The sequence below is a fragment of the Blautia sp. Marseille-P3201T genome, from assembly GCF_900120295.1.
In the GTDB taxonomy this organism is placed as follows: Bacteria; Bacillota; Clostridia; order Lachnospirales; family Lachnospiraceae; genus Blautia.
Window position 1 is genome coordinate 500,465 of sequence record NZ_LT635469.1, and the last position, 22,353, is coordinate 522,817.

A 22,353-nucleotide genomic window follows, 5' to 3' on the forward strand; every position below is an offset into this window, starting at 1 on the left:
TCCTTTTGTATATGTGGAAGGTTTGGGATTTCTCCGGCAAATGTAGGGAGAGACTGAGAGAAAAAGGTTTGCAAAACAATGAGAAGATAGAAAGAGGAATTAGCAGTATGAAGGAATTGGAGTTTTTAAGGGAACAGCAGGTGGATAAGGGACTGATAGAGGGAGTAGAGGAATTTCGCTGTAAGTATCCTGTGGAAGAAAGGGAACAGGGCAGGGTAAATTGTCCCGATATGTATTTTTATGGCAGGGAAGTACTGGAAATGGGAATAGCTGCTTTGCTTCAGGGAGAAAATTTACTGCTTACAGGAGCAAAGGCAACGGGAAAAAATATTTTAGCAGAAAATTTGGCATGGATTTTCGGACGCCCTGTATATAATGTTTCTTTTCATGTAAATACAGACAGCGGTGACTTAATTGGAACGGATACTTTTGTGAACAATGAAGTGCAGCTTCGGAAAGGAAGCATTTACCGATGCGCTCAGTATGGCGGCTTTGGAATTTTAGATGAAATCAATATGGCAAAGAATGATGCAGTATCAGTACTTCATGCGTCTTTGGACTACAGAAGAAGCATTGATGTTCCGGGATATGATAAGATTGACATCCATGAAGCCGCCAGATTTATTGGAACTATGAACTATGGATATGCGGGAACGAAAGAGTTAAATGAAGCGCTTGTTTCCCGTTTTATGGTAATTGATATGCCGCCTCAGGATGAAGAAACATTGGATTATATTTTATCTTCTAAGTTTCCCACATTAAAGGAAAATGCAAAAAAACAGTGGATTGGACTTTTTATGGATTTACAGTTAAAAGCACAAAACAGCGAAATCAGTACAAAAGCTCTGGACCTTCGAGGGATTTTAGGAGCATTAAAGACTATACAACAGGGGTTAAAGCCAAGGCTTGCCGTACAGATTGGTGTAGTTAATAAATGCTTTGATGTTTTTGAAAAAGAAATTGTACAAGATGTAGTGCTTACCAGAATTCCTGACACATGGGATACACAGGATGTATTTGAGAAATAGAGGGCATTATGGAAGAATTTGAATTGGAATTGGAAAACAGAATAAAAAACCTCATGTGGACGGTCAGTGGTGACTATTCCCTGGAATTTAAACCGGATTTGGCAGCCTTTGCAAAATCAAAATACGTAGCGTTGTATGATGGAATTAAGCAGGGTGCCTTTGCCAGATATTTTGATAGAGAAGAATATTCTCTTTATTTGGTAAAGAAGATCTATCTTCATGCGATGGAAGCTCCTTTAATGGATTTAGCTCAATTGTGCATTGAATTTGCAGTTTCAGGGAAAATTATAGAGGAACGAGAAGGCGTTTCTAATATCAGAAGATGTGCCTGTGAGGATATTCTGGATATGGACTTTCATAAATTAACAGGAAATCCTGCAGGTAAATTAAAAGCAGCCCTTTTCCGTGAAATTTTAAGTGGGAAAGGAGCAGCAGAGGCAAGACAGCGGCATTTTATGGATATGGTGCAGGAGCTTTCCGAGGCAGAGGATACTATGGAGCTTATTCAGACTACAGATCAGTTATATAATGAACTGATTGATCCGTATTTTGAAAGAAATCAGGGAGATTTAGCCAGGGTGTTGTCTGTAACTTTAGAAGAACTGGCAGAATTTTCATGGGAGGACTTTTTGGAAGAAGAGGCTCTGGAAGATACCCTGGAAACTTATCTGGATAAAGTTACGGAAAATATGACAAATCTGGATACGCGGGATACAGAAATAAAAGAGGAACCAGACCAAAGAAAGGAAGAAAATTCCAAACATATTCTGGTAGTAGATGAAAAAGCTTTAGAGAAGATGTATTCCTATGTGGAACGAAACTATGGAAAGACGTATTTGACCGAGAGTGAGGAAAAGAAAATCAATGCGCTTGTATGCAGAGGAATACATAGTGACTGCAGCCTTTATTTTACAAAGGGAGTTTTAAAGGATCCGGTACTTCGCAATTATCAATATGAGTATGCCAGAAAACAAAAGGGAAAAAATCTTTATGAATATCACGATAATCATAGAGTCGTAAAAAATAACATTCGTCTACTTACAGATATGCTTAAAAAAACTCTTACTATGAGAGATGAAAAAGAAGAAATTTTGTCAGACAGAGGTAAGCTATTGCCTTCCAGACTTTGGCGTATTGGAAGAACCGGCAATGCACAAGTCTTTAAAAGAGAACTCTATGAAGACAGCAGCAGCTTTGTGGTAGATGTTTTAATTGACGCCAGCGGCTCTCAACGGTCCAGACAGGGGCAGGTTGCCATTCAGGCATATATTTTAAGTGAAGCGTTAAGTAATGTGGGAATTCCTCATAGAGTAACTAGTTTTTGTACTTTTTGGGATTATACCGTATTACACAATTTTCGAGATTATGATGCAGACAGAACAGAGAACAGCAACATTTTTGAATATGTAACCTCTTCTAATAACAGAGATGGACTTGCGATTAAAGCTGTGGAATATGATTTGCTGCAAAGAGAAGAGGAACATAAAATCCTGATTGTTTTAAGTGATGGAAGACCTTATGACGTAATCTTAAATCGCCCAAATGCCAGAAATCCAAAGCCTTATCATGGGGATTATGCTGTTAAAGATACAGGGTTTGCAGTGAGAAGACTTCGCAATCAAGGAGTATGTGTACTGGGAGTCTTTGCAGGAGAAGAAAAGGATTTACAGGCAGAAAAGAAAATTTTTGGAAAAGATTTTGCATATATACGGGATATTTCCGGATTTTCACCTGTTGTAGGCAGGTATTTAATGAAACAGTTGGAAAAAAATACTTGATAATTGAAAAAACTTCTGCTATATTAGTATAATATGTTTAAAAATACTGTATTCGGGATGAATTCCCCAGAGGATAGTAATGAGCGAAAAAATAAAAATAATGGGAATTTCTGTTGAAAAGTGCTATGCTGAAGATGTTATAGAAAGTATTAATCAGCAGTGGTATCAGGAAACTTTGGCCACTTATGGAGTATTGACCATGAACCTTTTGCTGGCAGCTCAGCAGGATGAAGAATTAAAAGAATATATAGAAACCTTAGATAAAGCAGTGGCAGATGAGCCGGAAATCGTAAAGGCAGCGGGACTTGAAGATCAGAAGTGGGAAGATGATATTTCAGAACACGGCTTTTTTGGAACGGTATTCTGGCTGCTGAACCACTATAAAAACGAAATTTTTCTTTTAGGAGAAAATGAGGAAGATACGGAAAAATTATATGGGTATCTTCAGGAAAAATATCCGGACATAGTTATACTGGGCAGAGATTTTCTGATGGGAGAGGAAGCAGACCAGGTAGATAAGGTTATAAATGAAATTAATACCTGGAATCCTCAGGCAGTTTTAAGCTGTTCCAGAGTCTATGATTTGGAGAGATTTGTAAAAAGACATCGAAAAAAAATTAATACAAAGGTGTGGTTCAGCTTAGGCAGCTGCCTGGATATTTTTCGTGAGGGAAACAAAAAACCCAGCTGGCTTAATCGCTTTATAGAGAAGAACAGCTTCAAAAAAATGGTATCAAAATACAATGAAGACATGGAGAAAATGTGAATAAATTGTTACATTTTGAAAAAAAGATGTAATATATTGCATTTTCTCTTTCTTTTTTTTGGATTTTGTATTAGTATATATAGTAGGGTTTTTATGGGAGATGCAATAATAAAATAACTATATGATGAAAGAAGGAGAAAACATGATATCAAACCAGATACTGCAAAATACATTGGATGGACTTAAGGGAATATCCAGAACAGATTTTTGTGTGACAGATATGGAAGGAAAAGTTTTGGCGTCTACTTTTTCCGGTAGTGTGTGCGGACAGGAAGAGGTAGCTGCGTTTGCCAATTCTCAGGCAGACAGCCAGGTAGTGAAAGGAAATCAGTACTTCAAAATATACGATGACCATCAATTAGAATATGTTTTAGTGGTAAGCAGCGCAGGGGATGATGCTTATACATTAGGAAAACTGGTGGTATTCCAAATTCAGGGATTACTTACAGCATATAAGGAAAGATTTAATAAGGATAATTTTATTAAAAATCTTTTGTTAGACAACCTGCTCTTGGTAGATATTCATAATCGTGCAAAGAAACTGCACATTGAAGTAGATGTACGCAGAGTTGTGTATATATTAGAGAGCAGTCAGGACAAAGATTATGGTTCTCTGGAAAATATTAAAAATCTTCTGGGAGGAAAGCCGGGGGATTTTGTTACAGCAGTAGATGAAAAAAATATTATTATTGTCAAAGAACTGGGAGCTTCTGACGGTTATCCTCAGCTGGAGAGAACAGCCAATAATATTTTATCTGTACTTGGTGTTGAAAAAGATGGAAAGACACATATTGCCTATGGAACCATTGTAAAAGAATTAAAAGAGGTTTCCCGCTCCTATAAAGAAGCGAAAATGGCTCTTGATGTAGGTAAGATTTTCTTTGGAGAAAGAGAGATAATTGCATACAGCTCTCTTGGAATTGGAAGGCTTATTTATCAGCTTCCTATCCCTCTTTGTAAAATGTTTATTCGGGAAATTTTTGATACACATTCTCCTGATGACTTTGATGAAGAAACACTTACCACAATTAACAAATTCTTTGAAAACAGCTTAAATGTTTCCGAAACTTCCAGACAGCTGTATATTCATAGAAATACACTGGTATATCGTCTGGATAAACTGCAGAAGAGTACAGGCCTGGATTTGAGGGTTTTCGAAGATGCTATTACATTTAAGATTGCATTGATGGTAGTGAAGTATATGAAGTACATGGAAACACTTGATTACTAAGGAACAGGAAAACAGGAGGTTATTATGATTGATTTAAAAGGCGTGAGTAAATCATATAGCAAAGGTCAGCCGGCCATTGATAATATGACGCTTCACGTGGATAAGGGTGAATTCGTATTTATTGTAGGAAACAGTGGTTCCGGAAAATCAACTCTCATCAAACTGCTGTTGAAGGAACTGGATCCTACAAGTGGAACGATTACAGTCAACGGACAGGTCCTTAACAAGTTGAAACGTAGAAAAGTAGCGAAGTATCGTAGAGGAATTGGAGTTGTATTTCAGGATTTCCGTCTTTTAAAAGACAGAAATGTATATGAAAATGTAGCTTTTGCTCAGCGTGTTATTCAGCGTCCTACTCGTATTATTAAAAAGCGGGTACCGGAAATGCTTACACTGGTAGGACTGGCAGAAAAGTATAAATCAAAGCCAGATCAGCTCTCCGGTGGAGAACAGCAGAGAGTTGCCCTTGCAAGAGCGCTGGTAAACAGACCAAATCTTTTGCTGGCAGATGAGCCTACAGGAAACTTAGACCCTAAGAACTCTTTTGAAATTATGAAACTTTTAGAGGAAATCAACGAAAGAGGTACAACAGTTCTGGTAGTTACACATAACAGAGAAATTGTCAATGCATTTAAAAAACGCGTAATTACCATGAAGAAAGGCGTCATTGTAAGTGATGAACAAGAAGGTGAATATCTGAATGAGAATTAGTACGATTGCTTATGTATTAAAACAGGGATTTAAAAATATATGGAGAAATCTGCGATTTTCTCTGGCATCCATTGCAACTATGTCAGCATGTATCTTTTTATTCGGATTGTTCCTTGCTATTATTATGAACTTTCGCTATATCGTAGATACTGCGGAAGAAGGCGTTGCAGTTGTCGTTTACTTTGACAAAGGAATTAAACAGGAAGAAATTGACCAAATCGGAGCAGATATTAAGAAACAGCCGGAGGTTGCAAAGGTGGACTATATTTCTGCAGACGTAGCATGGGATGAATTTAGCGAAGTATACTTAGGTGGAGACGAGGATATGGCAGAAGGATTTAAGGATCAGGATAATCCGCTGGCGAATTCCGCACGCTTTGATGTATATCTGAAAGAAGTCGAAAGTCAGGCAGATCTGGTAAAGCATATTGAGGGACTGGAAGGTGTCCGGGAAGTAAAACAGTCAAAAGAAGCGGCAGATATGTTGTCTACTTTTAATAAACTGGTAGGATATGTGTCCATTGTTATCATTTTAATTCTTCTGGCAGTGGCATTCTTCTTGATTAATAACACGATTACTATGGGTATCTCCATTCGACAGGAAGAAATTGGTATTATGAAACTTATTGGAGCGACTGACTTCTTTGTCAGAGTACCGTTTGTCATTGAAGGTATTCTTCTGGGTACGATTGGTGCAGCCCTTCCAATGGGAATTTTATATATGATTTATGAAAAAGCAGTAGAATATGTAATTACAAGATTTAACATTTTGGGAGGATTTCTTCAATTCCTGGATGTGTGGGAAGTATTCCGCTTCTTATTGCCAATCGGAGTAGGTCTTGGTATTGGTATTGGTTTAATCGGAAGTATTGTTTCCCTTAGAAAGCACTTAAAAGTATAAAAAAAGTGGGAGGGACGCATGAAGATAAAAAATAGAAAAACTGCCATATTATTAGCAGGCTGTCTGACAGTTTCTAATGTACTTTCTGTATTTGCGGCAAATGAAACAGAAGTAAATAAGAAAAAAGCAGAATTAGAAAGTCAGATAGCAGATAAAGAACAGCAGGTAAGCTCTTTGCAGCAGCAAAAAAATGATGTGCTGTCTGCGATTAAGAAATTAGATGAAAAACATGCCAAAGCACAGGAAAATCTGGAGTCTTTAACAAAACAGATTGAAGAAAAAAATTCCGAAATTGAAAAAAACAGTGAAGAGTTAGAAAAGGCAAAAGAAAAAGAAGCAATCCAGTATGAAGATATGAAAAAGAGAATACAATATCTTTATGAGGCAGGAAATATTTCTATGATTTCTGTTATTCTGGGTGCAGACGATTTTGCAGAGGCGTTAAGCAGAACAGAAAATTTTCGACAGCTTACTTCTTATGACAGAAAGCAATTAGAAGAGTATAAGAAAACCTGTAAGAAAATTGAAAATCTGGAAAAAGATTTAAAAAAAGAAAAATCAGATTTAGAAAGTTATAAACAATCGGCTGAAGAAGAAAAGAGTAATATTGAAACTTCTATCAGTAAAAAGCAGGCAGAAATCAGTCAGTTTGAAGCCGGAATTGATGCTGCGGTTATGGCACAGTCTGATCTTGAAGGAGAGTTAGCTATTCAAAATGAGATTTTGAAACAGTTAAAAGAAGAGGTACAAAATACAGCAGGCCAGGGCAGTTCTTCTTCCTCTTCAGGTGAAAGTACAAATTCCAATCAGAATAAGACAGAACAGTCACAGCCAGAAACAAAGCCGGAAACAAAACCGGACAGCGGTCAGTCAGACAGTAGTGGTTCTGCACAATTTACATGGCCGTGTCCAGCTTCTCATAATGTAACAAGTCCTTTTGGAGACAGGAATTCACCTACGGCGGGTGCATCCAGTAATCATAAAGGAATTGATATTGGGGCTGGCAGTGGTTCTTCTATTGTGGCTGCTGCATCAGGTACTGTAACAGTTTCTACATATTCTGAGTCGGCAGGAAACTATGTTACCATTGATCATGGAAATGGTTTCCATACAGTTTATATGCACGCATCTGCGCTTTATGTGAAAGCCGGACAGAAGGTAAGTGCCGGTCAGCAGATTGCGGCAGTAGGTTCTACAGGATATTCAACAGGACCGCATCTTCATTTTGGTATTATGAAAAATGGAGTATATGTTAATCCTATGAATTATTTTTAAGATAAGGGGGCTGTTATGCAGTCCTCTTTCTCTATTTCATAGGAGATTGTGCTGTTGTGTAATCTTTTTTGAGAATAATATTTAAGGAGTAAGAAAATGGAACGAAAAAAATTTATGAAGGGATTTCTTTTGGGAATTGTACTGACACTTCTTGTAGGTGGTGCAGGTTTAAAAATTTATGATTATACAGAGGAAAAAGGCAGAGAAGATGATGCTGTAAATAAAGACTTTGTGGAAAAAGCAAAGGTGCTGGAAGAAATCATTGATGATGAATTTACCGGTGAAATTGATAAAGACCTTATGGAAACCGGTATGTATAAGGGAATGATGGCAAGTCTTGGAGATCCTTATTCTGCATATTATACGAAGCAAGAATATGAGGAATTAAATACAGAAACCAGCGGATTATATAAAGGTATCGGAGTAGTTATGCAGATGCAGATGGATACCGGTATGGTAAAACTGGTAAGATGCTACGAAGATGCACCGGGAGCAAAGGCAGGACTTTTGCCGGATGATATTCTTATAAAGGTGAATAATGAAGATATTACAGGTATGGAGCTTTCAGAGGTAGTAGAGAAAGTAAAAACATCAGAAGGAGAAGTTGCACATCTGACAATCGCAAGAGAAGGAGAGAGTGACTATCTGGAATTTGATGTTCCTTTGGAAGAAGTAAACATTCCTGTAGTAGAGCATGAAATGCTGGAAGATAATGTGGGATATATTTCATTATATGAATTTACAGAACAGACAGAAAGCCAGTATTTAGAAGCACTTGAGGATTTGAAAAATCAGGGAATGGAACGTCTCATAGTAGATGTAAGAAATAATCCGGGAGGGCTGTTAACATCTGTATGCGATATTTTAGATGATATATTACCGGAAGGGCTGATTGTATACACAGAGGATAAAGATGGAAAACGTCAGGAAGTTCATTCTGATGATGAAAGTAAGCTGGATATTCCTTTGGCAGTCCTGATAAATGGAAACAGCGCCAGTGCATCGGAAATTTTTGCAGGGGCAATACAGGATTATGGCGTGGGAACAATTGTGGGAACTACAAGTTTTGGGAAAGGAATTGTGCAGAGTTTAATTCCTCTTACAGATGGAAGTGCAGTAAAAACAACTACAGCAAAATACTATACACCAAACGGAAGATGTATTCATGGTACAGGAATTGAGCCGGATGTAGAAGTAGAATTATCAGAAGAATTACAAAAAAAGACAGTTCTGACATATGAGGAAGACAGCCAGCTGCAGAAAGCAGTGGAACTGGTAAAAGAAATGGAAAAATAATGCAGGGGAGAAAAACAATGACAGAGAGAGAACGTATGGAAAAAGGAATTTTATATGATCCTGCAGATGAGGAAATTATGGCAGAGCAATTTCCTTATCTGGACGCTTTGAAGGAATTTAATGAACTTCCTTCCAGTGAAGTAGAAAAAAGGGAAAAACTGATGAAGGCAATGTTTGCCAAATGTGACCATTGCCACTGCGGCACATCCCGTTAGGCCGGATTTAAGACGCAGAGGTATACAGTTTAATCGTCCTGTTCATATTGGCGATAATGTTTGGATTGGAGCCGGAGCGATTGTTCTTCCCGGTGTCACCATTGGAGAAAATTCTGTTATCGGAGCAGGAAGTATTGTCACAAAAGATATTCCGGCGAATGTAGTAGCTGTGGGAAATCCATGCAGAGTACTGAGAGAAATCGGAGAAAGAGATAACGAATACTTTTATAAAGATTTAAAAATTGATATGGAATAGAAAATTTTAAAAACAATATAGCCTGAATTTACAATGTATGAAACTTGTAAATTCAGGCTATATTATTTTTAAGATACCAAGGTCAGAAGGGTATAAACCATGTTGTGCTGGCACAAAAGTGGTTTTATTCCTTTCTGACCTGCCCCTAAATGAGAATAAAAGTGAGACGTAAGTCACACGATATTCGAATTTGGGGCAGAATTGTGAGAGTGCGAAGCACGAAACAATTCGTCAGGTATCTTTTGACTTTAAGATACCAAATAAAATAAGGAGCAGAATAATGGGACGAATTGAAACAGAAAAGAATACGTTTGGAATAAAGGACAAAATCGGCTATATGTTTGGTGATTTTGGAAATGACTTTACTTTCCTTTTTGCCAGTGTATTCTTAATGGTGTTTTATACAAAAGTGTTGGGGATTAGCGCGGGTATGGTGGGAACTTTGTTTCTGGTTGCGCGGTGCGTAGATGCTTTTACAGACATTACGATGGGAAGAATTGTAGACCGAAGCAAACCTTCAAAAGACGGAAGATTTCGTCCGTGGATTTTGAGAATGTGTGGTCCTGTGGCGCTTGCCAGTTTTTTAATGTATCAGGGAGGGATGAAAGATGCACCCCAAGGATTGAAAATTGCCTATATGTTTGTGACTTATATTTTATGGGGCAGTATTTTTTATACGGCAATTAACATTCCCTATGGCTCTATGGCATCTGTACTGAGTCCTGATGCAGATGACAGAGCTTCTCTTTCAACCTTTCGAAGTGTAGGCGCAGTACTGGCTCAGCTGATTGTAGGGGTGGGTGCGCCTTTGTTGGTATATACAACAGACGCTGCAGGAAATCAGGTGGTAAATGAGGAACGTTTTACCATAGTTGCAGGTGCTTTTTCTGTTGCTGCGATTATTTGCTATCTGTTGTGCTATTCGATGACTACGGAACGTGTAAAAATAGAAAGGCAGGAAATGAAGGAAGATACAGGATTTCTAAATACAGTAAAAAGTCTGCTTTCTAACAGGGCTCTTTTGGGGATTATTCTTGCTGCATTATTTTTGCTGGTAGCGCAGATAATGACACAGTCTATTAATCAGTATCTTTTTATTGACTATTTTAAGAATAAAGAAGCTCTTTCCATTATGACATTGGCAGGTGTTTTGCCATCCTTAGTTTTGGCACCTTTTGCAGTACCCATGTCTAAAAAATTCGGGAAAAAAGAAATCGGAATTTTTGGCTGTCTGTGCGGTGCTGTTTCCTGTTTTTTTCTCTTTTTTCTTCATACAAAATCAGCGGCACTTTATATAGGAATTAATGTTCTGGGGTTTTTGGGATTTGGTATTTTTAATTTGATTTTATGGGCGTTTATTACAGATGTTATTGACGATCAGGAAGTACGGACAGGTAAGAGAGAAGATGGAACTATTTATGCAACCTATTCTTTTGCGCGAAAGATTGGACAGGCATTTGCAGGAGGTTTAGGAGGTTATGCTTTGGGGATAATTGGGTTTGACTCAGGTAAGACCGTACAGAGTCAGGAAGTTCTGGATGGGATTTATAATATTGCAACGTTGCTTCCGGGAATTCTTTATCTGGGAGTTGCTATTAGCCTGCTCTTCCTCTATCCATTGAATAAAAAACAGGTAGAAGAAAATATAGCAGCGTTAAAACAAAAAAGAGAACAGGAGAGTGCAAGATGAGACAGGCAATCAGTATCAATGAAAAATGGGCATTTACCAAAGATACAGATGAAATTCCAGAAGAAATGCCGGAGAGATGGTGCTGGGTACATTTGCCACATACATGGAATAACATAGATGGGCAGGATGGAAACAATGATTATTATCGTGGAACAGGGTATTATGCGAAGATGATTAAGAAAGCAGAACTCCCACAGGCAGATAAATATTTTCTGGAAATTCTGGGAGCAAACTCTTCTGCAAAGGTATATATAGACGGAGAAAAACTGGCACATCATGACGGAGGATATTCTGCCTGGCGTGTGGATATTACCAATGCATTAAAAGAAGAAAGTCTTTTAGTGATTACCGTAGATAACAGCAAAAATGATTGGGTATATCCCCAGCAGGCGGACTTTACCTTTTATGGCGGGCTGTATCGAGATGTAAATATTATAGCAGTTTCGGCCTCTCATTTTGATTTGGAATATTGTGGCGGAGAGGGTATTCAGGTAACACCTGTTCTGCAGGGAGAAGATGCAGAGATTACCATAGAGACATGGGTTACAGGAAAAAGAGAAGGACAAAATCTTGTATATAAAATTCGTGACAGAAAAGGACAGATTGTGGCACAAAAAACCTGCTCTGTAAAAGACCGGAAAATTCAATTAAAAATAGAAAATGTTCATCGCTGGAATGGACGAAAAGACCCGTATCTTTATTATGCGGAGGTTGAATTGATAGAGAATGGTGAAGTTTTGGATAATGTGTATACCAGATTTGGATGTCGTACTTTTGAAATTCATCCGGAAAAAGGATTTTTATTAAATGGGGAAAGCTATCCATTAAGAGGAGTATCAAGACATCAGGACAGATGGGGGATTGGAAATGCCCTGTTGCCAAAACATCACAAAGAAGATATGGATTTAATCTGTGAACTGGGGGCAACAACCATACGTCTGGCACATTATCAGCACGACCGGTATTTTTATGATTTATGTGATGAGAGAGGAATGGTTGTATGGGCTGAAATTCCTTATATATCTGCACATTTACCAAATGGAAAAGAAAATACTATTTCTCAGATGAAAGAACTTATTATACAGAATTATCATCATCCCAGTATTGTTGTCTGGGGACTTTCTAACGAAATTACCATGCAGGATGCAGATGAAAAAGAATTGTTGAAAAATCATGAAATTTTAAATGATTTGTGTCATGAAATGGACAGCACAAGGCTGACTACTATGGCAGTGGTATCCATGTGCGATATTCATCATCCTTATATTCAAATTCCAGATGTGGTTTCTTATAATCATTATTTTGGATGGTATGGAGGAGATGTATCCATGAATGGCCCATGGCTGGATAACTTTCACAGAGAATTTCCTCAAATTCCTATTGGCGTCAGCGAGTACGGCTGTGAGGCGTTAAACTGGCATACTTCAGAACCGCAACAGGGAGATTATACAGAGGAATATCAGGCATATTACCATGAGGAATTGATTAAACAGCTATTTACAAGGCCATATCTTTGGGCAACGCATGTCTGGAATATGTTTGATTTTGGAGCGGATGCCAGAAATGAGGGAGGAGAAAACGGACAAAATCATAAAGGTCTGGTTACCTTTGACAGGAAATATAAGAAGGATGCTTTTTATGCATATAAGGCATGGCTTTCTAATGAACCTTTTGTGCATGTTTGTGGAAAACGTTATGTAAATAGAACGGAAGAGAAGACTAAGATAACAGTATATTCTAATTTTCCGGAGGTAACCCTGTATTTAAACGGACAGGAATATCAAAAACAAGTAAGTGATGAACATTTCTTTTATTTTACTGTTCCGAATAAGGGCGAAACGGTTATTACTGCAAAAGCAGGAGCTTGTAAAGATCAAAGTTTTATTCGAAAGACAGAGAAGTTTCATGAGGAATATCGTTTAAAAGAAAAGGGAGCAGTGTTAAACTGGTTTGATATTACAGAAATTAAGGGATATTATTCCTTAAATGACAAAGTTTCGGAAATTTTAAAATCTTCACAGGGAAAAGAATTACTTAATCATATTTTAGAAAAAATTCTAAATAAAAAAGTGGAACAGCAAGGAATGATGCAGATGCTGGGAGGCTTTACTATGCTTAGAATGATTAACACCATGGGAGCTATTGGTGGAAAAATGACAAAAGAAGAGTTATTAGAGTTTAATAGCAGATTAAATCAAATTAAGAAAGAAAATTAAATAAAACTAAATTATGGGAAGAATTACTTGACATATGAAAAAAGTATGTACACAATGAAAAAGTAGCAGCTTGAGAAGAGTGTTTTAGTCAGGAGTGTACATAAGATGATATTACAGAAAAAGAAAAAAGATGAGGAAGCTTTAGATTTTGAAAGCAGAAGGCAGCAGCGCAGAAAAAAGAGAATAAAACAGCGCAGGCGGAGAATTTTCTTGTTTTTGCTTTCTATTCTTACGGTTCTGCTGCTCTTTTTCCTTGCAGATAAAGTGAAAAGCAAAATAGAAGAACGCAGGCTTTTAAAAGCCAGAAATGAGTCGTTTGTAGGAGCGCCGCCTTTTGACGTAGATTTAATAGAACCAAATGAATATTCCAGACCTGGGACACCTTTAGAAAAAATAAAGGGCATTGTCGTGCATTATACAGCAAATCCGGGAAGTACGGCAAAGAACAACAGAGACTATTTTGACGGATTAAAGGAAAGCCATGAGACAAAAGTCAGCAGTCATTTTGTTGTGGGGATTGATGGGAAAATCGTTCAGTGTATTCCAAGTACAGAGGTAGCTTATGCTTCAAACTCCAGAAATGATGACACACTGTCCATTGAGTGCTGTCATATAGATGAGACCGGAGAGTTTACCGATGCGACTTATCTCTCCCTTGTTCGCTTGACAGGATGGCTTTGTTATCGATTTAATCTTACAGAAGAAGATGTAATTCGCCATTATGATGTGACAGGAAAGATATGTCCGAAATATTATGTGGAAAACCCAAAGCAATGGGAGAAGTTTAAAAAAGATGTAAAAACACAGATAAAAGAAGTAGAAAAAGAAGTAAAAGAAAGCGAAAAATAGGGAACTGAAGCTTTCACGATAAGTGCATATTCCCGATATTTATACATTCTACGCTCAGTCTGCGCTCACTTTGAGCTTACAATCTTAAAGTGTGCTCGACAAATTCGCTAAGAATGCATAAATATATGGGAATAATGTTTTAAAGTGACAGCCACAGTTCCCTTTTTACCAGTATAGAGGTATAAATATTTTGTTTAGTCCAGATTTAATTTTTTTGTAAGAATATATCGGCTTCCCATAAAGAAGATGACGGAAAAGAGAATATTCCATACAAGGGTGAAAATCATCAGTCTGCCACTGTAAACAGAGAGATTGTCCTGTGTGAGATTTGCCTGCATAAATGGGCTTAATCCGGGGATAATAAGAGTTATCATGGTATTGAGCAAGCCCAGTATAATATTCAAACCAAAGAAAGAGAGGATGGTTCCCAAAACTTTATGGCTTTTAAACAGGTTTCCCAGACACATAGAAAACAGAAGGAGCAAAGGATAAAATCCAAAATGTTGTATTATGCCATCTAAAACAGCAACAATTTTTGCTAACTGGTCTGTGACTCCAAAGCTTCCGGATAAAATTTGAAAAACAGTAGAAGTATTTTCTAAAAGTATGGGTAGAGTCTCTTTGTAGGAAATTAAAAGTAATACAGAGAGCACAACACAAATAAAATCAATAATACTCCATGTCCAGATGACAAAAACTTTTGACCAGAGAAGCTGAGTTGGTGTAACTGGCAGAGTATGCGTCAAATAGCCTTCATCAGAAAAAAGATTTTTCTGAATACGAATTCCCAAATATACCACGGTTCCAATGATGATGGCAAAAATAAATAATGCGTAGCCCAGAAAATAGAAACTAATTGCAATACCCCAAAGATTTGAAACTTCAAAAGTTTGGAGAGTCTCGCCGCCTTTTAGGAGAGAAAATCCTATGCGTCCCACCAGACTATAGACAAGCAGTACAGCATGTAAAATCACCAGCAGCAAGGAAACCGATTTTAAGTCGTATTTATATAATTTTTTTAACATTTGAATACCTCCCTAAATAAAGAGTCTACGGATTTTCCCTGATTAAAACGAATGTTATCTACACTGTCAGAAAGGCGTATCTGACCATTTTGTATAAATACTACGTCATCTAAAATATTTTCCACATCTGAAATTAAATGTGTAGAAATAATAATGCTTGCGTTTTCATCATAATTATTCAGTATAGTAGAAAGAATATAATCTCTGGCAGCAGGGTCGACTCCGGCGATTGGTTCGTCCAGACAATACAGGCTCGCTCTGCGGCTCATAACCAGAATAAGTTGGATTTTTTCTTTTGTTCCCTTTGACATTGTGCGTAAACGGTCCATTGGATTGATGTTTAGATGCTTTAACATATCGTAAGCGCGGCTTCTGTCAAAGTCACTGTAAAAATCAGCAAAATAGTTAATAATTTCAGAAACTCGCATATGCATGGAGAGGTAGGTACGCTCAGGAAGATAGGAAACAATCTTTTTTGTCTCTATTCCGGGTGTATGTCCATCTACGAAAATAGAACCTTCTGTAGGAACAAGAAGTCCGTTTAACAACTTAATCAGTGTGGTTTTTCCACTTCCGTTGGGACCTAAAAGTCCGATGATTTTTCCTCGTTCTAAGGAAAGATTTATTTTATTCAGAGCAATTTTATTGTCATAACATTTTGTAAGATTTCGACATTCTAAAATAGGGTTCATCATTCTTCCTCCTTAACCTGAATTTTTTCAATAAGCTGGATAATGGTTTGCTTACTGTAACCCAGATGTTCCATTTTTTGAAGAAACTCTTTCACCTGCTGGGATGCAATTTGTGTTTTAACCTGTTCAATCATAGACAAATCCTCCGTAATAAATCGGCCACTGGTTCTCTGACTGTATAAAAGTCCTGTATGTTCCAGTTCGGAAAGGGCTTTTTGCATGGTATTGGGATTAACACCGGCAGTTTGAGCCAATTCACGAACAGAGGGAAGCTTTGAACCGGGAGCATAATTTCCTGATATAATATCAGAAGTGATGTGTTCCATAATCTGAGTATAAATAGGATACTCAGGATTTAAGTTCCAAGACATCTGTCAACACCTCCTGTAAAAGCAGTAAATTGTACTACTGTATTATTTGATTAGTACAATAATACAAAGATTGTAAGAATTTGTCAACAGAAATTTTAGAAAAAAATTATTGCATTTCAAAATTTATATGTTACAATATTGTTACATAGAGATTAAGGGTGAGAATATGAATTTATATGAAGCAATTTTTTTAAGAAAATCCGTACGAAGTTATGAAATGGAACCCATATCTCCTGAGATATTACAAGAGATACAGGAGTTTTATTTACAAATTGAAGGGTTAAACCCAGGTATTCGTACAGAGATTTCTATTATTGATAATACAAAGGGACAAAATAAAAGGATGCACTTTTTAGGAGTAAAAGCACCATATTATATTGTATTTTATTCAGAGGAGAAAGATTTGGCTCAGATGAATGCAGGATATATTATGGAACAGCTTGCTTTATTCTTGTGTACAAAAGGTCTGGGAACCTGTTTTTTAGGAAATGTAAAACCTAAACTGGGAAATCCTCACAAGGGTGATTTAAAATTCATGATTACGATGGCATTTGGAAAAAGCAAAGGCAGTTATACAAGAAAGCCGGTGGATGCAAAACGCATGGATTTGAAAGAACTTTGTGTATATAAGGAAGTGCCGAGACAATGGATGAAGCAGCTTTTGGAAGCGGCGCGGCTTGCACCTTCCAGTTATAACAGCCAGCCATGGCGGTTTGTAGTGTATGATAATCGTATCCATGTGTTTGCAAAGAAACATAATTTGAACCATCTGGGAAAATATGAGGAGATGAATTTCGGCGTGATGTTTTCTCATTTAATGGTGGTAGCGGAGGAACTTTGGTTGGATGTGGATTTAATCCGTCTAGAAGATATTACGCATAAAAACTTTCCAAATAATCAGTATGTGCTTAGTGCAATTTTACGTACCTGAGAAAAATAAAAAAATTAAAAAAAGTATTGACAGATATGGAAACATATAGTATATTATACTTCGTGCTTGAGAGATATTTCAACACGATATGCGCGAGTGGCTCAGTTGGTGGAGCGCGACCTTGCCAAGGTCGAGGCCGCGGGTTCGAGTCCCGTCTCGCGCTTTTTTTATTTCTTAAAAAATAAGAAAACGCAGGACATTTCTTAGGAAGTGTCCTGCATTTTTTCTGTCAGATTTTCTTTAACATAGAAGCATATTTTTCTTGTTCATCTTTTGGTGTTTTAAGCAGAAGCATAGCCTGTTCAGCATCTATTTTCAAAGAGTCCATGAGATTTGAGAGATACCTCCTTGTCTTAAACTTAGTATAAGACAGCCCATACAGAAGTACAAGGGGAAAACAGAAAAAGAGCATGACGGATAACCTTGTGAATGGTATAATCATCAATAACAAAAACAGGAGGTTGTGCTTATGGAATACAGAAAATTTCAAAATAAAATTATTGTAAGAATGGACAAGGGTGAGGAAATTTTGGAAAAAGTCCGTGAGGTAGCAGAAAAAGAAAAGATTAAATTGGCAGACATCAGCGCACTGGGAGCTGTCAGGGAATTTACTGTAGGTGTTTTTGACACGGAAGCGAAAGAATATCATGCAAATGAATTTAAAGGAAGTTTCGAAATTGTTTCTTTAACAGGAACCATTAACACCATGAATGATGAATTTTACTGCCATCTTCATATGAGCGCAGGAAATGAAAAAGGACAGGTGTTCGGAGGTCATTTAAACAGGGCTATTATCAGTGCAACGTGTGAAATGATTATTACGTTAATTGACGGAAGAGTAGACAGACGATTTGAAGAAGAAGTAGGATTAAATCTGTTTCAATTTCAGTAAATGTGGAAATATTTTTAAAACTGTGGTACAATATGTGCATAAAAGGACTCAATGTTAAGGAGGTAATTGCTTTATGAAAATGATTTTTGCGATTGTACGAAAAGAAGATGAGGGATTTGTAATAGAGCGATTAAATAAAGAGAAAATCAGTGTGACAAAGCTTTCCAGTACAGGTGGATTTTTACGTAAAGGAAATGCAACATTGATGATTGGTACAGAGGATGAACAGGTAGATACGGTACTTCAGATTATTAAAGAAGAATGTTCCAGACGTCAGGAAGTCATGATGAACCCTGCTTATTCTGCCGGCACAAAAGGTCCTGTTATGGGATATGCAGCTCCGCCGGTAACCATTGAAGTAGGCGGTGCAACGGTATTTATTGTAAATGTAGAACAATTTATTAAATTATAGAGAAACCTGATAGGGCATAGGAGAGTGAAAAAATATGTTAGAGATCGGAAGCAAAGCACCGGATTTTTCATTGCCGGATCAGAATGGAGAAATGCATAGTTTGGAAGAATATAAAGGGAAAAAAGTAGTTTTATATTTTTATCCAAGGGATAATACTGCCGGATGTACGAAGCAGGCATGTGGTTTTGCACAGCTATACCCTCAGTTTTTAGAAAAAGATGTTGTGGTTTTAGGTGTCAGCAAGGACAGCGTGGCATCACACAAAAAATTTGAGGAAAAATATGAGCTTCCTTTTACATTACTGTCTGATACGGAATTATCCTGTATTCAGGCTTATGATGTGTGGAAAGAGAAAAATAATTACGGAAAGAAGACTATGGGTGTGGTTCGTACCACATATTTGATTGACGAACAGGGAATAATCGTAAAAGCTTTCGGAAAAGTAAAAGCAGCAGATAATCCCGCACAGATGTTAGAGGAATTATAGGGATATTTATGAAGATTATTATTTCACCGGCGAAGAAAATGAATGTAGATACAGACTGTCTGTCGGTAAAAGGTTTACCCCAATTTTTACCGGAGGCAGAAAGATTATGCGAGGAAATCAGAGGATATACTTACGAGGAACAGAAAACATTGTGGAAATGCAATGACAAAATTGCAAGATTAAATGCAGAGCGTTTCCGTGATATGAATTTGAAAACAGGTCTTACACCGGCAATTCTGTCCTATGAAGGACTGCAGTACCAGCACATAGCGCCACAGGTTTTTACAGTGAAAGAGCTACAATACATTCAGGAGCATTTGTGTATTTTATCAGGATTTTACGGGGTATTAAAGCCTTTTGACGGAGTGACACCTTATCGTTTGGAAATGGGAACCAAGATGGAGATAGAAGGGTGCAGAGATTTGTATGAATTCTGGGGAGATAAATTGTATCAGTCTGTAACAGATGAAGATGGAATAATTATTAATCTGGCATCTAAAGAATATTCTCAAAGCATTTCTAAATATATTTTACCTAAAGACCGCTTTATTACCATTGAATTCGGAGAAATCCATAATGGAAAAGTGAAACAGAAGGGGATTTTTTCAAAAATGGCAAGAGGTGAAATGGTTCGTTATATGGCAGAAAACCAGATAGAAGATATAGAGAAAATAAAAGAGTTCCACGCTATGGGACTGCAGTATGCGGAAGAGTTTTCCGATGCAAATAAAATTGTATTTACAATATGAAAAACAGGGCTATTGCATCAAGTGCATATCGAGAATATTTATCTATTTTACGTTCAGTTTGCGCTCACTTTGAGCTTGTAATCTCAAAGCGTGCTCAACAAATTCACTAAAAATAGATAAATATTCCGAAACGCTACTTAATGTAATAGTCCTGTTTTGTGTAATATAAAAGGATACTATTCAATTACGTAAATCCAGTCTTTTGGGGCTTCAATAGTTCCCATCTGAATTCCTGTAAGGGTATCGTATAACTGTTTTGTTACTTCGCCCATGGAGTCCATGCCGCTTGGGAAACAAATTTCTTTTCCGTGGTCTACGATTTTACCTACCGGAGAGATTACAGCGGCAGTTCCACAAAGACCGCACTCTGCAAAGTCCTGCAGCTCATCCAGGTAAACTTCTCTTTCTTCCGCTTCCAGTCCCAGATAATCTTTTGCAACCTGAAGGAGAGAACGGCGTGTGATAGAAGGAAGAATACTGTTGGATTTTGGGGTTACAACTTTTTTATCCTTAGTGATAAAGATAAAATTAGCACCTCCTGTTTCTTCTACTTTTGTTCTTGTGGCAGCATCTAAATACAGATTTTCATCATAGCCTTCATTATGTGCATCTACGATGGCGTGCATACTCATGGCATAGTTCAGTCCTGCTTTAATATGTCCTGTTCCACATGGAGCAGCTCTGTCGAAATCGCTAATTCTTAATGTTAACGGTTTTATACCGCCTTTAAAATATGGACCTACCGGTGTGGTAAAAACACGGAACTGATATTCATCAGCAGGCTTTACACCGATAACGGGATTTGTTCCAAACATATATGGACGGATATACAGAGAAGCACCGGAGCCATAAGGAGGAACAAAGGCAGCGTTGGCTTTTACCGTCTTTGTTACTGCGTCAAGAAATTTTTCTACAGGAAATATGGGCATTTCCAGTCGCTTTGCAGAGTCTACCATACGCTGTGCATTTAAATCGGGACGGAAAGTTACAATTTTTCCATCTTTTGTAGTGTATGCTTTCAATCCTTCAAAGACAGTCTGTGCGTATTGCAGCACACCTGCACATTCATTAATGACTACAGTGGCATCTGTTGTCAGATAGCCTTCATCCCATTTTCCCTCTTTGAAATTGGATACGTAGCGGTAGTCTGTCTGCATATAACCAAATCCAAGATTTTTCCAGTCAATATTCTTTTTATCCATTTTCATCCTCCATTCTGCTGCATAGCTGAGCGAAAACAGCTTTTGTGTAATTTTTTAACATTATAAAACTTTAACGTGTGAATTGCAAGAGAAGTTCCGTTGCTTTTTTATAATCTTTCATATATAATTTAAGGAAACAGTAATCACAGGTTGGTAAATTGGATTGTTAGAATAGGAGTGAACGACATGCCGGTGAATGATTGGAATAATCTGGGGAGAGATGTAAAAGATATTGTGCAGCATGCAATCAACAGTGGGGATTTCAGTGCATTAAACAGAGATTTAGGAGCAACACTGGATAGCGCCCTGGGAAATGTAGCGCAGAGTATGAAAAGAGCAGGGAATGCTTACAGTAATAACTGCAGTTACAGACCTTTTGGAGGATATCGAAGTCCTTCACAAAAAGCACGAATGAAAGAGGCCAGAGAGGAATTTGCATTATTCGTCAATACAAACGGGGCAAAGGCATTGGGACTTCTTTTTACTACATTGGGAATTGCCCTTACCATTATGTTTGGTGTAACAGCAGGAATTTTAGGGATTTTATCTCTTTTTATAGGAAGTATTGCTTCTAAGATTGGCACAGTAATGATGATTTTCCTGCCAGCTATGGGACTTAGCGCAATTATGGGGATTTGCGGAAACCGATTGCGAAAGAAAATCAAGAGATTTCGTTCTTATGTAAAGACCTTAAATGGAAAACCTTATGCCAATGTAAAAGATTTGGCGAAAAGTGTAAGAAAATCAGAAAAATTTGTACGCAAAGATTTAAAGAAAATGATTGAGAAAAGAATGTTTTTAGAAGGGCATTTAGATAAAAACGGTGTGTGTTTTATGGCGACAGACGATGCTTATGAGCAGTATATAGAGACTGAACGAAACATGGAGGAAAGAAAAGCAGAAGAAGCAAGAAAACCGAAAACACAGCTTTCTGAGGATGTAAAAAAAGTAATTGAGGAAGGCAATCGTTATATCGAAGAAATCAGAAGAAGTAATGATGCTATTCCGGGAGTGGAGATTTCCAACAAAATGTACCATCTGGAAAATGTAATCCGAAGAATTTTCCAGAGAGTAGAAAACCATCCGGAGCTTATTAATGATTTACATAAGTTTATGGATTATTATCTTCCGACTACAATGAAACTTTTGAATGCTTATGAGGAATTAGATAAGCAGGACATGCAGGGAGAAAATATTAAAACTGCAAAATTGGAAATCGAAAATACATTAGATACGATTAACGTTGCTTTTGAAAATCTGCTGGACAGCTTTTATAAAGAAACTGCATGGGATGTGTCATCAGATATATCTGTTTTAAAGACGATGTTTGCCCAGGAGGGACTTACAGAGAAAAATGATTTTCAGGGAAAGGAAAAATAA

The 22,353-nt window shown here is 37.4% G+C and carries 23 protein-coding genes and 1 tRNA gene; 20 read left to right on the forward strand and 4 right to left on the reverse strand.

Annotated features, from left to right (window positions below):
- Positions 1 to 107 precede the first annotated feature (107 nt).
- The 13 genes from BQ7352_RS07395 (at position 108) to BQ7352_RS07455 (ending at position 14,212) form a co-directional block, all read left to right on the forward strand.
- Positions 108 to 1,028, forward strand: a complete 921-nt coding sequence (locus BQ7352_RS07395) for an AAA family ATPase (RefSeq protein ID WP_072448261.1) — start codon at positions 108 to 110, stop codon at positions 1,026 to 1,028.
- A gap of 8 nt (positions 1,029 to 1,036) precedes the next feature.
- On the forward strand, positions 1,037 to 2,806 hold the full coding sequence (locus BQ7352_RS07400) for a cobaltochelatase CobT-related protein (RefSeq protein ID WP_072448263.1): 1,770 nt from the start codon (positions 1,037 to 1,039) through the stop codon (positions 2,804 to 2,806).
- Between the two features lie 79 nt (positions 2,807 to 2,885).
- A complete protein-coding gene (locus BQ7352_RS07405; RefSeq protein WP_072448266.1) occupies positions 2,886 to 3,572 on the forward strand; it encodes a WecB/TagA/CpsF family glycosyltransferase in 687 nt (228 codons plus the stop codon).
- A 142-nt stretch (positions 3,573 to 3,714) separates the two neighbouring features.
- Positions 3,715 to 4,803 (forward strand): PucR family transcriptional regulator, encoded by a 1,089-nt coding sequence (locus BQ7352_RS07410; protein WP_072448669.1) that lies wholly within the window; start codon positions 3,715 to 3,717, stop codon positions 4,801 to 4,803.
- 24 nt (positions 4,804 to 4,827) lie between these two features.
- Positions 4,828 to 5,514 carry a cell division ATP-binding protein FtsE gene (ftsE, locus tag BQ7352_RS07415; RefSeq protein WP_072448268.1) on the forward strand — a complete coding sequence of 229 codons (687 nt, stop codon included), beginning with the start codon at positions 4,828 to 4,830 and terminating at the stop codon, positions 5,512 to 5,514.
- On the forward strand, positions 5,504 to 6,415 hold the full coding sequence (gene ftsX / locus BQ7352_RS07420; protein WP_072448270.1) for a permease-like cell division protein FtsX: 912 nt from the start codon (positions 5,504 to 5,506) through the stop codon (positions 6,413 to 6,415). The genes ftsE and ftsX overlap by 11 nt, the downstream gene beginning before the upstream one ends.
- Positions 6,416 to 6,433: 18 nt before the next feature.
- Positions 6,434 to 7,690, forward strand: coding sequence for a murein hydrolase activator EnvC family protein (locus tag BQ7352_RS07425; protein WP_072448272.1), 1,257 nt, complete (start codon positions 6,434 to 6,436; stop codon positions 7,688 to 7,690).
- Positions 7,691 to 7,786: 96 nt separating this feature from the next.
- The gene (locus BQ7352_RS07430; RefSeq protein ID WP_072448274.1) at positions 7,787 to 8,986 is read left to right on the forward strand and encodes a S41 family peptidase; all 1,200 of its coding nucleotides are present in this window, start codon (positions 7,787 to 7,789) and stop codon (positions 8,984 to 8,986) included.
- Positions 8,987 to 9,003: 17 nt separating this feature from the next.
- Positions 9,004 to 9,201, forward strand: a complete 198-nt coding sequence (locus BQ7352_RS15225; protein WP_072448275.1) for a maltose acetyltransferase domain-containing protein — start codon at positions 9,004 to 9,006, stop codon at positions 9,199 to 9,201.
- Positions 9,170 to 9,457, forward strand: a complete 288-nt coding sequence (locus BQ7352_RS15230; RefSeq protein ID WP_330390422.1) for a DapH/DapD/GlmU-related protein — start codon at positions 9,170 to 9,172, stop codon at positions 9,455 to 9,457. The genes BQ7352_RS15225 and BQ7352_RS15230 overlap by 32 nt, the downstream gene beginning before the upstream one ends.
- A 280-nt stretch (positions 9,458 to 9,737) precedes the next feature.
- The gene (locus BQ7352_RS07445; RefSeq protein WP_072448277.1) at positions 9,738 to 11,147 is read left to right on the forward strand and encodes an MFS transporter; all 1,410 of its coding nucleotides are present in this window, start codon (positions 9,738 to 9,740) and stop codon (positions 11,145 to 11,147) included.
- Entirely contained in the window at positions 11,144 to 13,363 is a 2,220-nt protein-coding gene (locus BQ7352_RS07450; RefSeq protein WP_072448279.1) for a glycoside hydrolase family 2 protein, read from the forward strand. Before BQ7352_RS07445 ends, BQ7352_RS07450 begins: the two co-directional genes overlap by 4 nt.
- Positions 13,364 to 13,468: 105 nt before the next feature.
- The gene (locus BQ7352_RS07455) at positions 13,469 to 14,212 is read left to right on the forward strand and encodes a peptidoglycan recognition protein family protein (RefSeq protein WP_072448281.1); all 744 of its coding nucleotides are present in this window, start codon (positions 13,469 to 13,471) and stop codon (positions 14,210 to 14,212) included.
- 194 nt (positions 14,213 to 14,406) lie between these two features.
- Here BQ7352_RS07455 and BQ7352_RS07460 read toward each other — a convergent pair whose 3' ends face one another.
- The 3 genes from BQ7352_RS07460 to BQ7352_RS07470 are packed head-to-tail and all read right to left on the reverse strand — an operon-like array spanning position 14,407 to position 16,300.
- Positions 14,407 to 15,237: a hypothetical protein gene (locus BQ7352_RS07460; RefSeq protein ID WP_072448283.1), complete on the reverse strand. Its 831-nt coding sequence runs from the start codon at positions 15,235 to 15,237 to the stop codon at positions 14,407 to 14,409.
- A complete protein-coding gene (locus BQ7352_RS07465) occupies positions 15,231 to 15,929 on the reverse strand; it encodes an ABC transporter ATP-binding protein (protein ID WP_072448285.1) in 699 nt (232 codons plus the stop codon). Before BQ7352_RS07465 ends, BQ7352_RS07460 begins: the two co-directional genes overlap by 7 nt.
- A complete protein-coding gene (locus tag BQ7352_RS07470) occupies positions 15,929 to 16,300 on the reverse strand; it encodes a GntR family transcriptional regulator (RefSeq protein ID WP_072448286.1) in 372 nt (123 codons plus the stop codon). Before BQ7352_RS07470 ends, BQ7352_RS07465 begins: the two co-directional genes overlap by 1 nt.
- A 166-nt stretch (positions 16,301 to 16,466) precedes the next feature.
- Here BQ7352_RS07470 and BQ7352_RS07475 point away from each other — a divergent pair, with 166 nt between their 5' ends.
- The 6 genes from BQ7352_RS07475 (at position 16,467) to yaaA (ending at position 19,771) form a co-directional block, all read left to right on the forward strand.
- Entirely contained in the window at positions 16,467 to 17,231 is a 765-nt protein-coding gene (locus BQ7352_RS07475; protein ID WP_072448288.1) for a nitroreductase family protein, read from the forward strand.
- A gap of 90 nt (positions 17,232 to 17,321) precedes the next feature.
- Positions 17,322 to 17,394: transfer RNA gene (locus tag BQ7352_RS07480), tRNA-Gly, on the forward strand.
- Between the two features lie 306 nt (positions 17,395 to 17,700).
- Positions 17,701 to 18,123 (forward strand): PPC domain-containing DNA-binding protein, encoded by a 423-nt coding sequence (locus BQ7352_RS07485; protein WP_072448291.1) that lies wholly within the window; start codon positions 17,701 to 17,703, stop codon positions 18,121 to 18,123.
- A gap of 73 nt (positions 18,124 to 18,196) precedes the next feature.
- A complete protein-coding gene (locus BQ7352_RS07490) occupies positions 18,197 to 18,535 on the forward strand; it encodes a cyclic-di-AMP receptor (protein WP_003022679.1) in 339 nt (112 codons plus the stop codon).
- A 34-nt stretch (positions 18,536 to 18,569) separates the two neighbouring features.
- Complete coding sequence (bcp, locus tag BQ7352_RS07495; protein ID WP_072448295.1) at positions 18,570 to 19,022, forward strand: thioredoxin-dependent thiol peroxidase; 453 nt, start codon at positions 18,570 to 18,572, stop codon at positions 19,020 to 19,022.
- Between the two features lie 8 nt (positions 19,023 to 19,030).
- Positions 19,031 to 19,771, forward strand: coding sequence for a peroxide stress protein YaaA (yaaA, locus tag BQ7352_RS07500; RefSeq protein ID WP_072448297.1), 741 nt, complete (start codon positions 19,031 to 19,033; stop codon positions 19,769 to 19,771).
- A gap of 176 nt (positions 19,772 to 19,947) precedes the next feature.
- On the opposite strand, the gene BQ7352_RS07505 is transcribed toward yaaA, so the two are convergent.
- Positions 19,948 to 20,973 carry a branched-chain amino acid aminotransferase gene (locus tag BQ7352_RS07505; protein WP_072448299.1) on the reverse strand — a complete coding sequence of 342 codons (1,026 nt, stop codon included), beginning with the start codon at positions 20,971 to 20,973 and terminating at the stop codon, positions 19,948 to 19,950.
- 186 nt (positions 20,974 to 21,159) lie between these two features.
- Between BQ7352_RS07505 and BQ7352_RS07510 the strand changes: the two genes are divergently transcribed.
- Positions 21,160 to 22,353, forward strand: a complete 1,194-nt coding sequence (locus tag BQ7352_RS07510; protein ID WP_072448301.1) for a 5-bromo-4-chloroindolyl phosphate hydrolysis family protein — start codon at positions 21,160 to 21,162, stop codon at positions 22,351 to 22,353.

Bases quoted from the DNA above. Each gene is read 5' to 3' on its own strand.
- BQ7352_RS07430 (WP_072448274.1), top strand. From the start codon at position 7,787: ATGGAACGAAAAAAATTTATGAAGGGATTTCTTTTGGGAATTGTACTG.
- BQ7352_RS15225 (WP_072448275.1), top strand. From the start codon at position 9,004: ATGACAGAGAGAGAACGTATGGAAAAAGGAATTTTATATGATCCTGCA.
- BQ7352_RS07475 (WP_072448288.1), top strand. From the start codon at position 16,467: ATGAATTTATATGAAGCAATTTTTTTAAGAAAATCCGTACGAAGTTAT.
- ftsE (WP_072448268.1), top strand. From the start codon at position 4,828: ATGATTGATTTAAAAGGCGTGAGTAAATCATATAGCAAAGGTCAGCCG.
- BQ7352_RS07405 (WP_072448266.1), top strand. From the start codon at position 2,886: ATGAGCGAAAAAATAAAAATAATGGGAATTTCTGTTGAAAAGTGCTAT.
- BQ7352_RS07485 (WP_072448291.1), top strand. From the start codon at position 17,701: ATGGAATACAGAAAATTTCAAAATAAAATTATTGTAAGAATGGACAAG.
- BQ7352_RS07455 (WP_072448281.1), top strand. From the start codon at position 13,469: ATGATATTACAGAAAAAGAAAAAAGATGAGGAAGCTTTAGATTTTGAA.
- BQ7352_RS07470 (WP_072448286.1), bottom strand. From the start codon at position 16,300: ATGTCTTGGAACTTAAATCCTGAGTATCCTATTTATACTCAGATTATG.
- BQ7352_RS07445 (WP_072448277.1), top strand. From the start codon at position 9,738: ATGGGACGAATTGAAACAGAAAAGAATACGTTTGGAATAAAGGACAAA.
- yaaA (WP_072448297.1), top strand. From the start codon at position 19,031: ATGAAGATTATTATTTCACCGGCGAAGAAAATGAATGTAGATACAGAC.
- BQ7352_RS07450 (WP_072448279.1), top strand. From the start codon at position 11,144: ATGAGACAGGCAATCAGTATCAATGAAAAATGGGCATTTACCAAAGAT.
- BQ7352_RS07395 (WP_072448261.1), top strand. From the start codon at position 108: ATGAAGGAATTGGAGTTTTTAAGGGAACAGCAGGTGGATAAGGGACTG.
- BQ7352_RS07400 (WP_072448263.1), top strand. From the start codon at position 1,037: ATGGAAGAATTTGAATTGGAATTGGAAAACAGAATAAAAAACCTCATG.
- BQ7352_RS07510 (WP_072448301.1), top strand. From the start codon at position 21,160: ATGCCGGTGAATGATTGGAATAATCTGGGGAGAGATGTAAAAGATATT.
- BQ7352_RS07425 (WP_072448272.1), top strand. From the start codon at position 6,434: ATGAAGATAAAAAATAGAAAAACTGCCATATTATTAGCAGGCTGTCTG.
- BQ7352_RS07490 (WP_003022679.1), top strand. From the start codon at position 18,197: ATGAAAATGATTTTTGCGATTGTACGAAAAGAAGATGAGGGATTTGTA.
- BQ7352_RS07465 (WP_072448285.1), bottom strand. From the start codon at position 15,929: ATGAACCCTATTTTAGAATGTCGAAATCTTACAAAATGTTATGACAAT.
- BQ7352_RS07410 (WP_072448669.1), top strand. From the start codon at position 3,715: ATGATATCAAACCAGATACTGCAAAATACATTGGATGGACTTAAGGGA.
- BQ7352_RS07505 (WP_072448299.1), bottom strand. From the start codon at position 20,973: ATGGATAAAAAGAATATTGACTGGAAAAATCTTGGATTTGGTTATATG.
- BQ7352_RS07460 (WP_072448283.1), bottom strand. From the start codon at position 15,237: ATGTTAAAAAAATTATATAAATACGACTTAAAATCGGTTTCCTTGCTG.
- bcp (WP_072448295.1), top strand. From the start codon at position 18,570: ATGTTAGAGATCGGAAGCAAAGCACCGGATTTTTCATTGCCGGATCAG.
- ftsX (WP_072448270.1), top strand. From the start codon at position 5,504: ATGAGAATTAGTACGATTGCTTATGTATTAAAACAGGGATTTAAAAAT.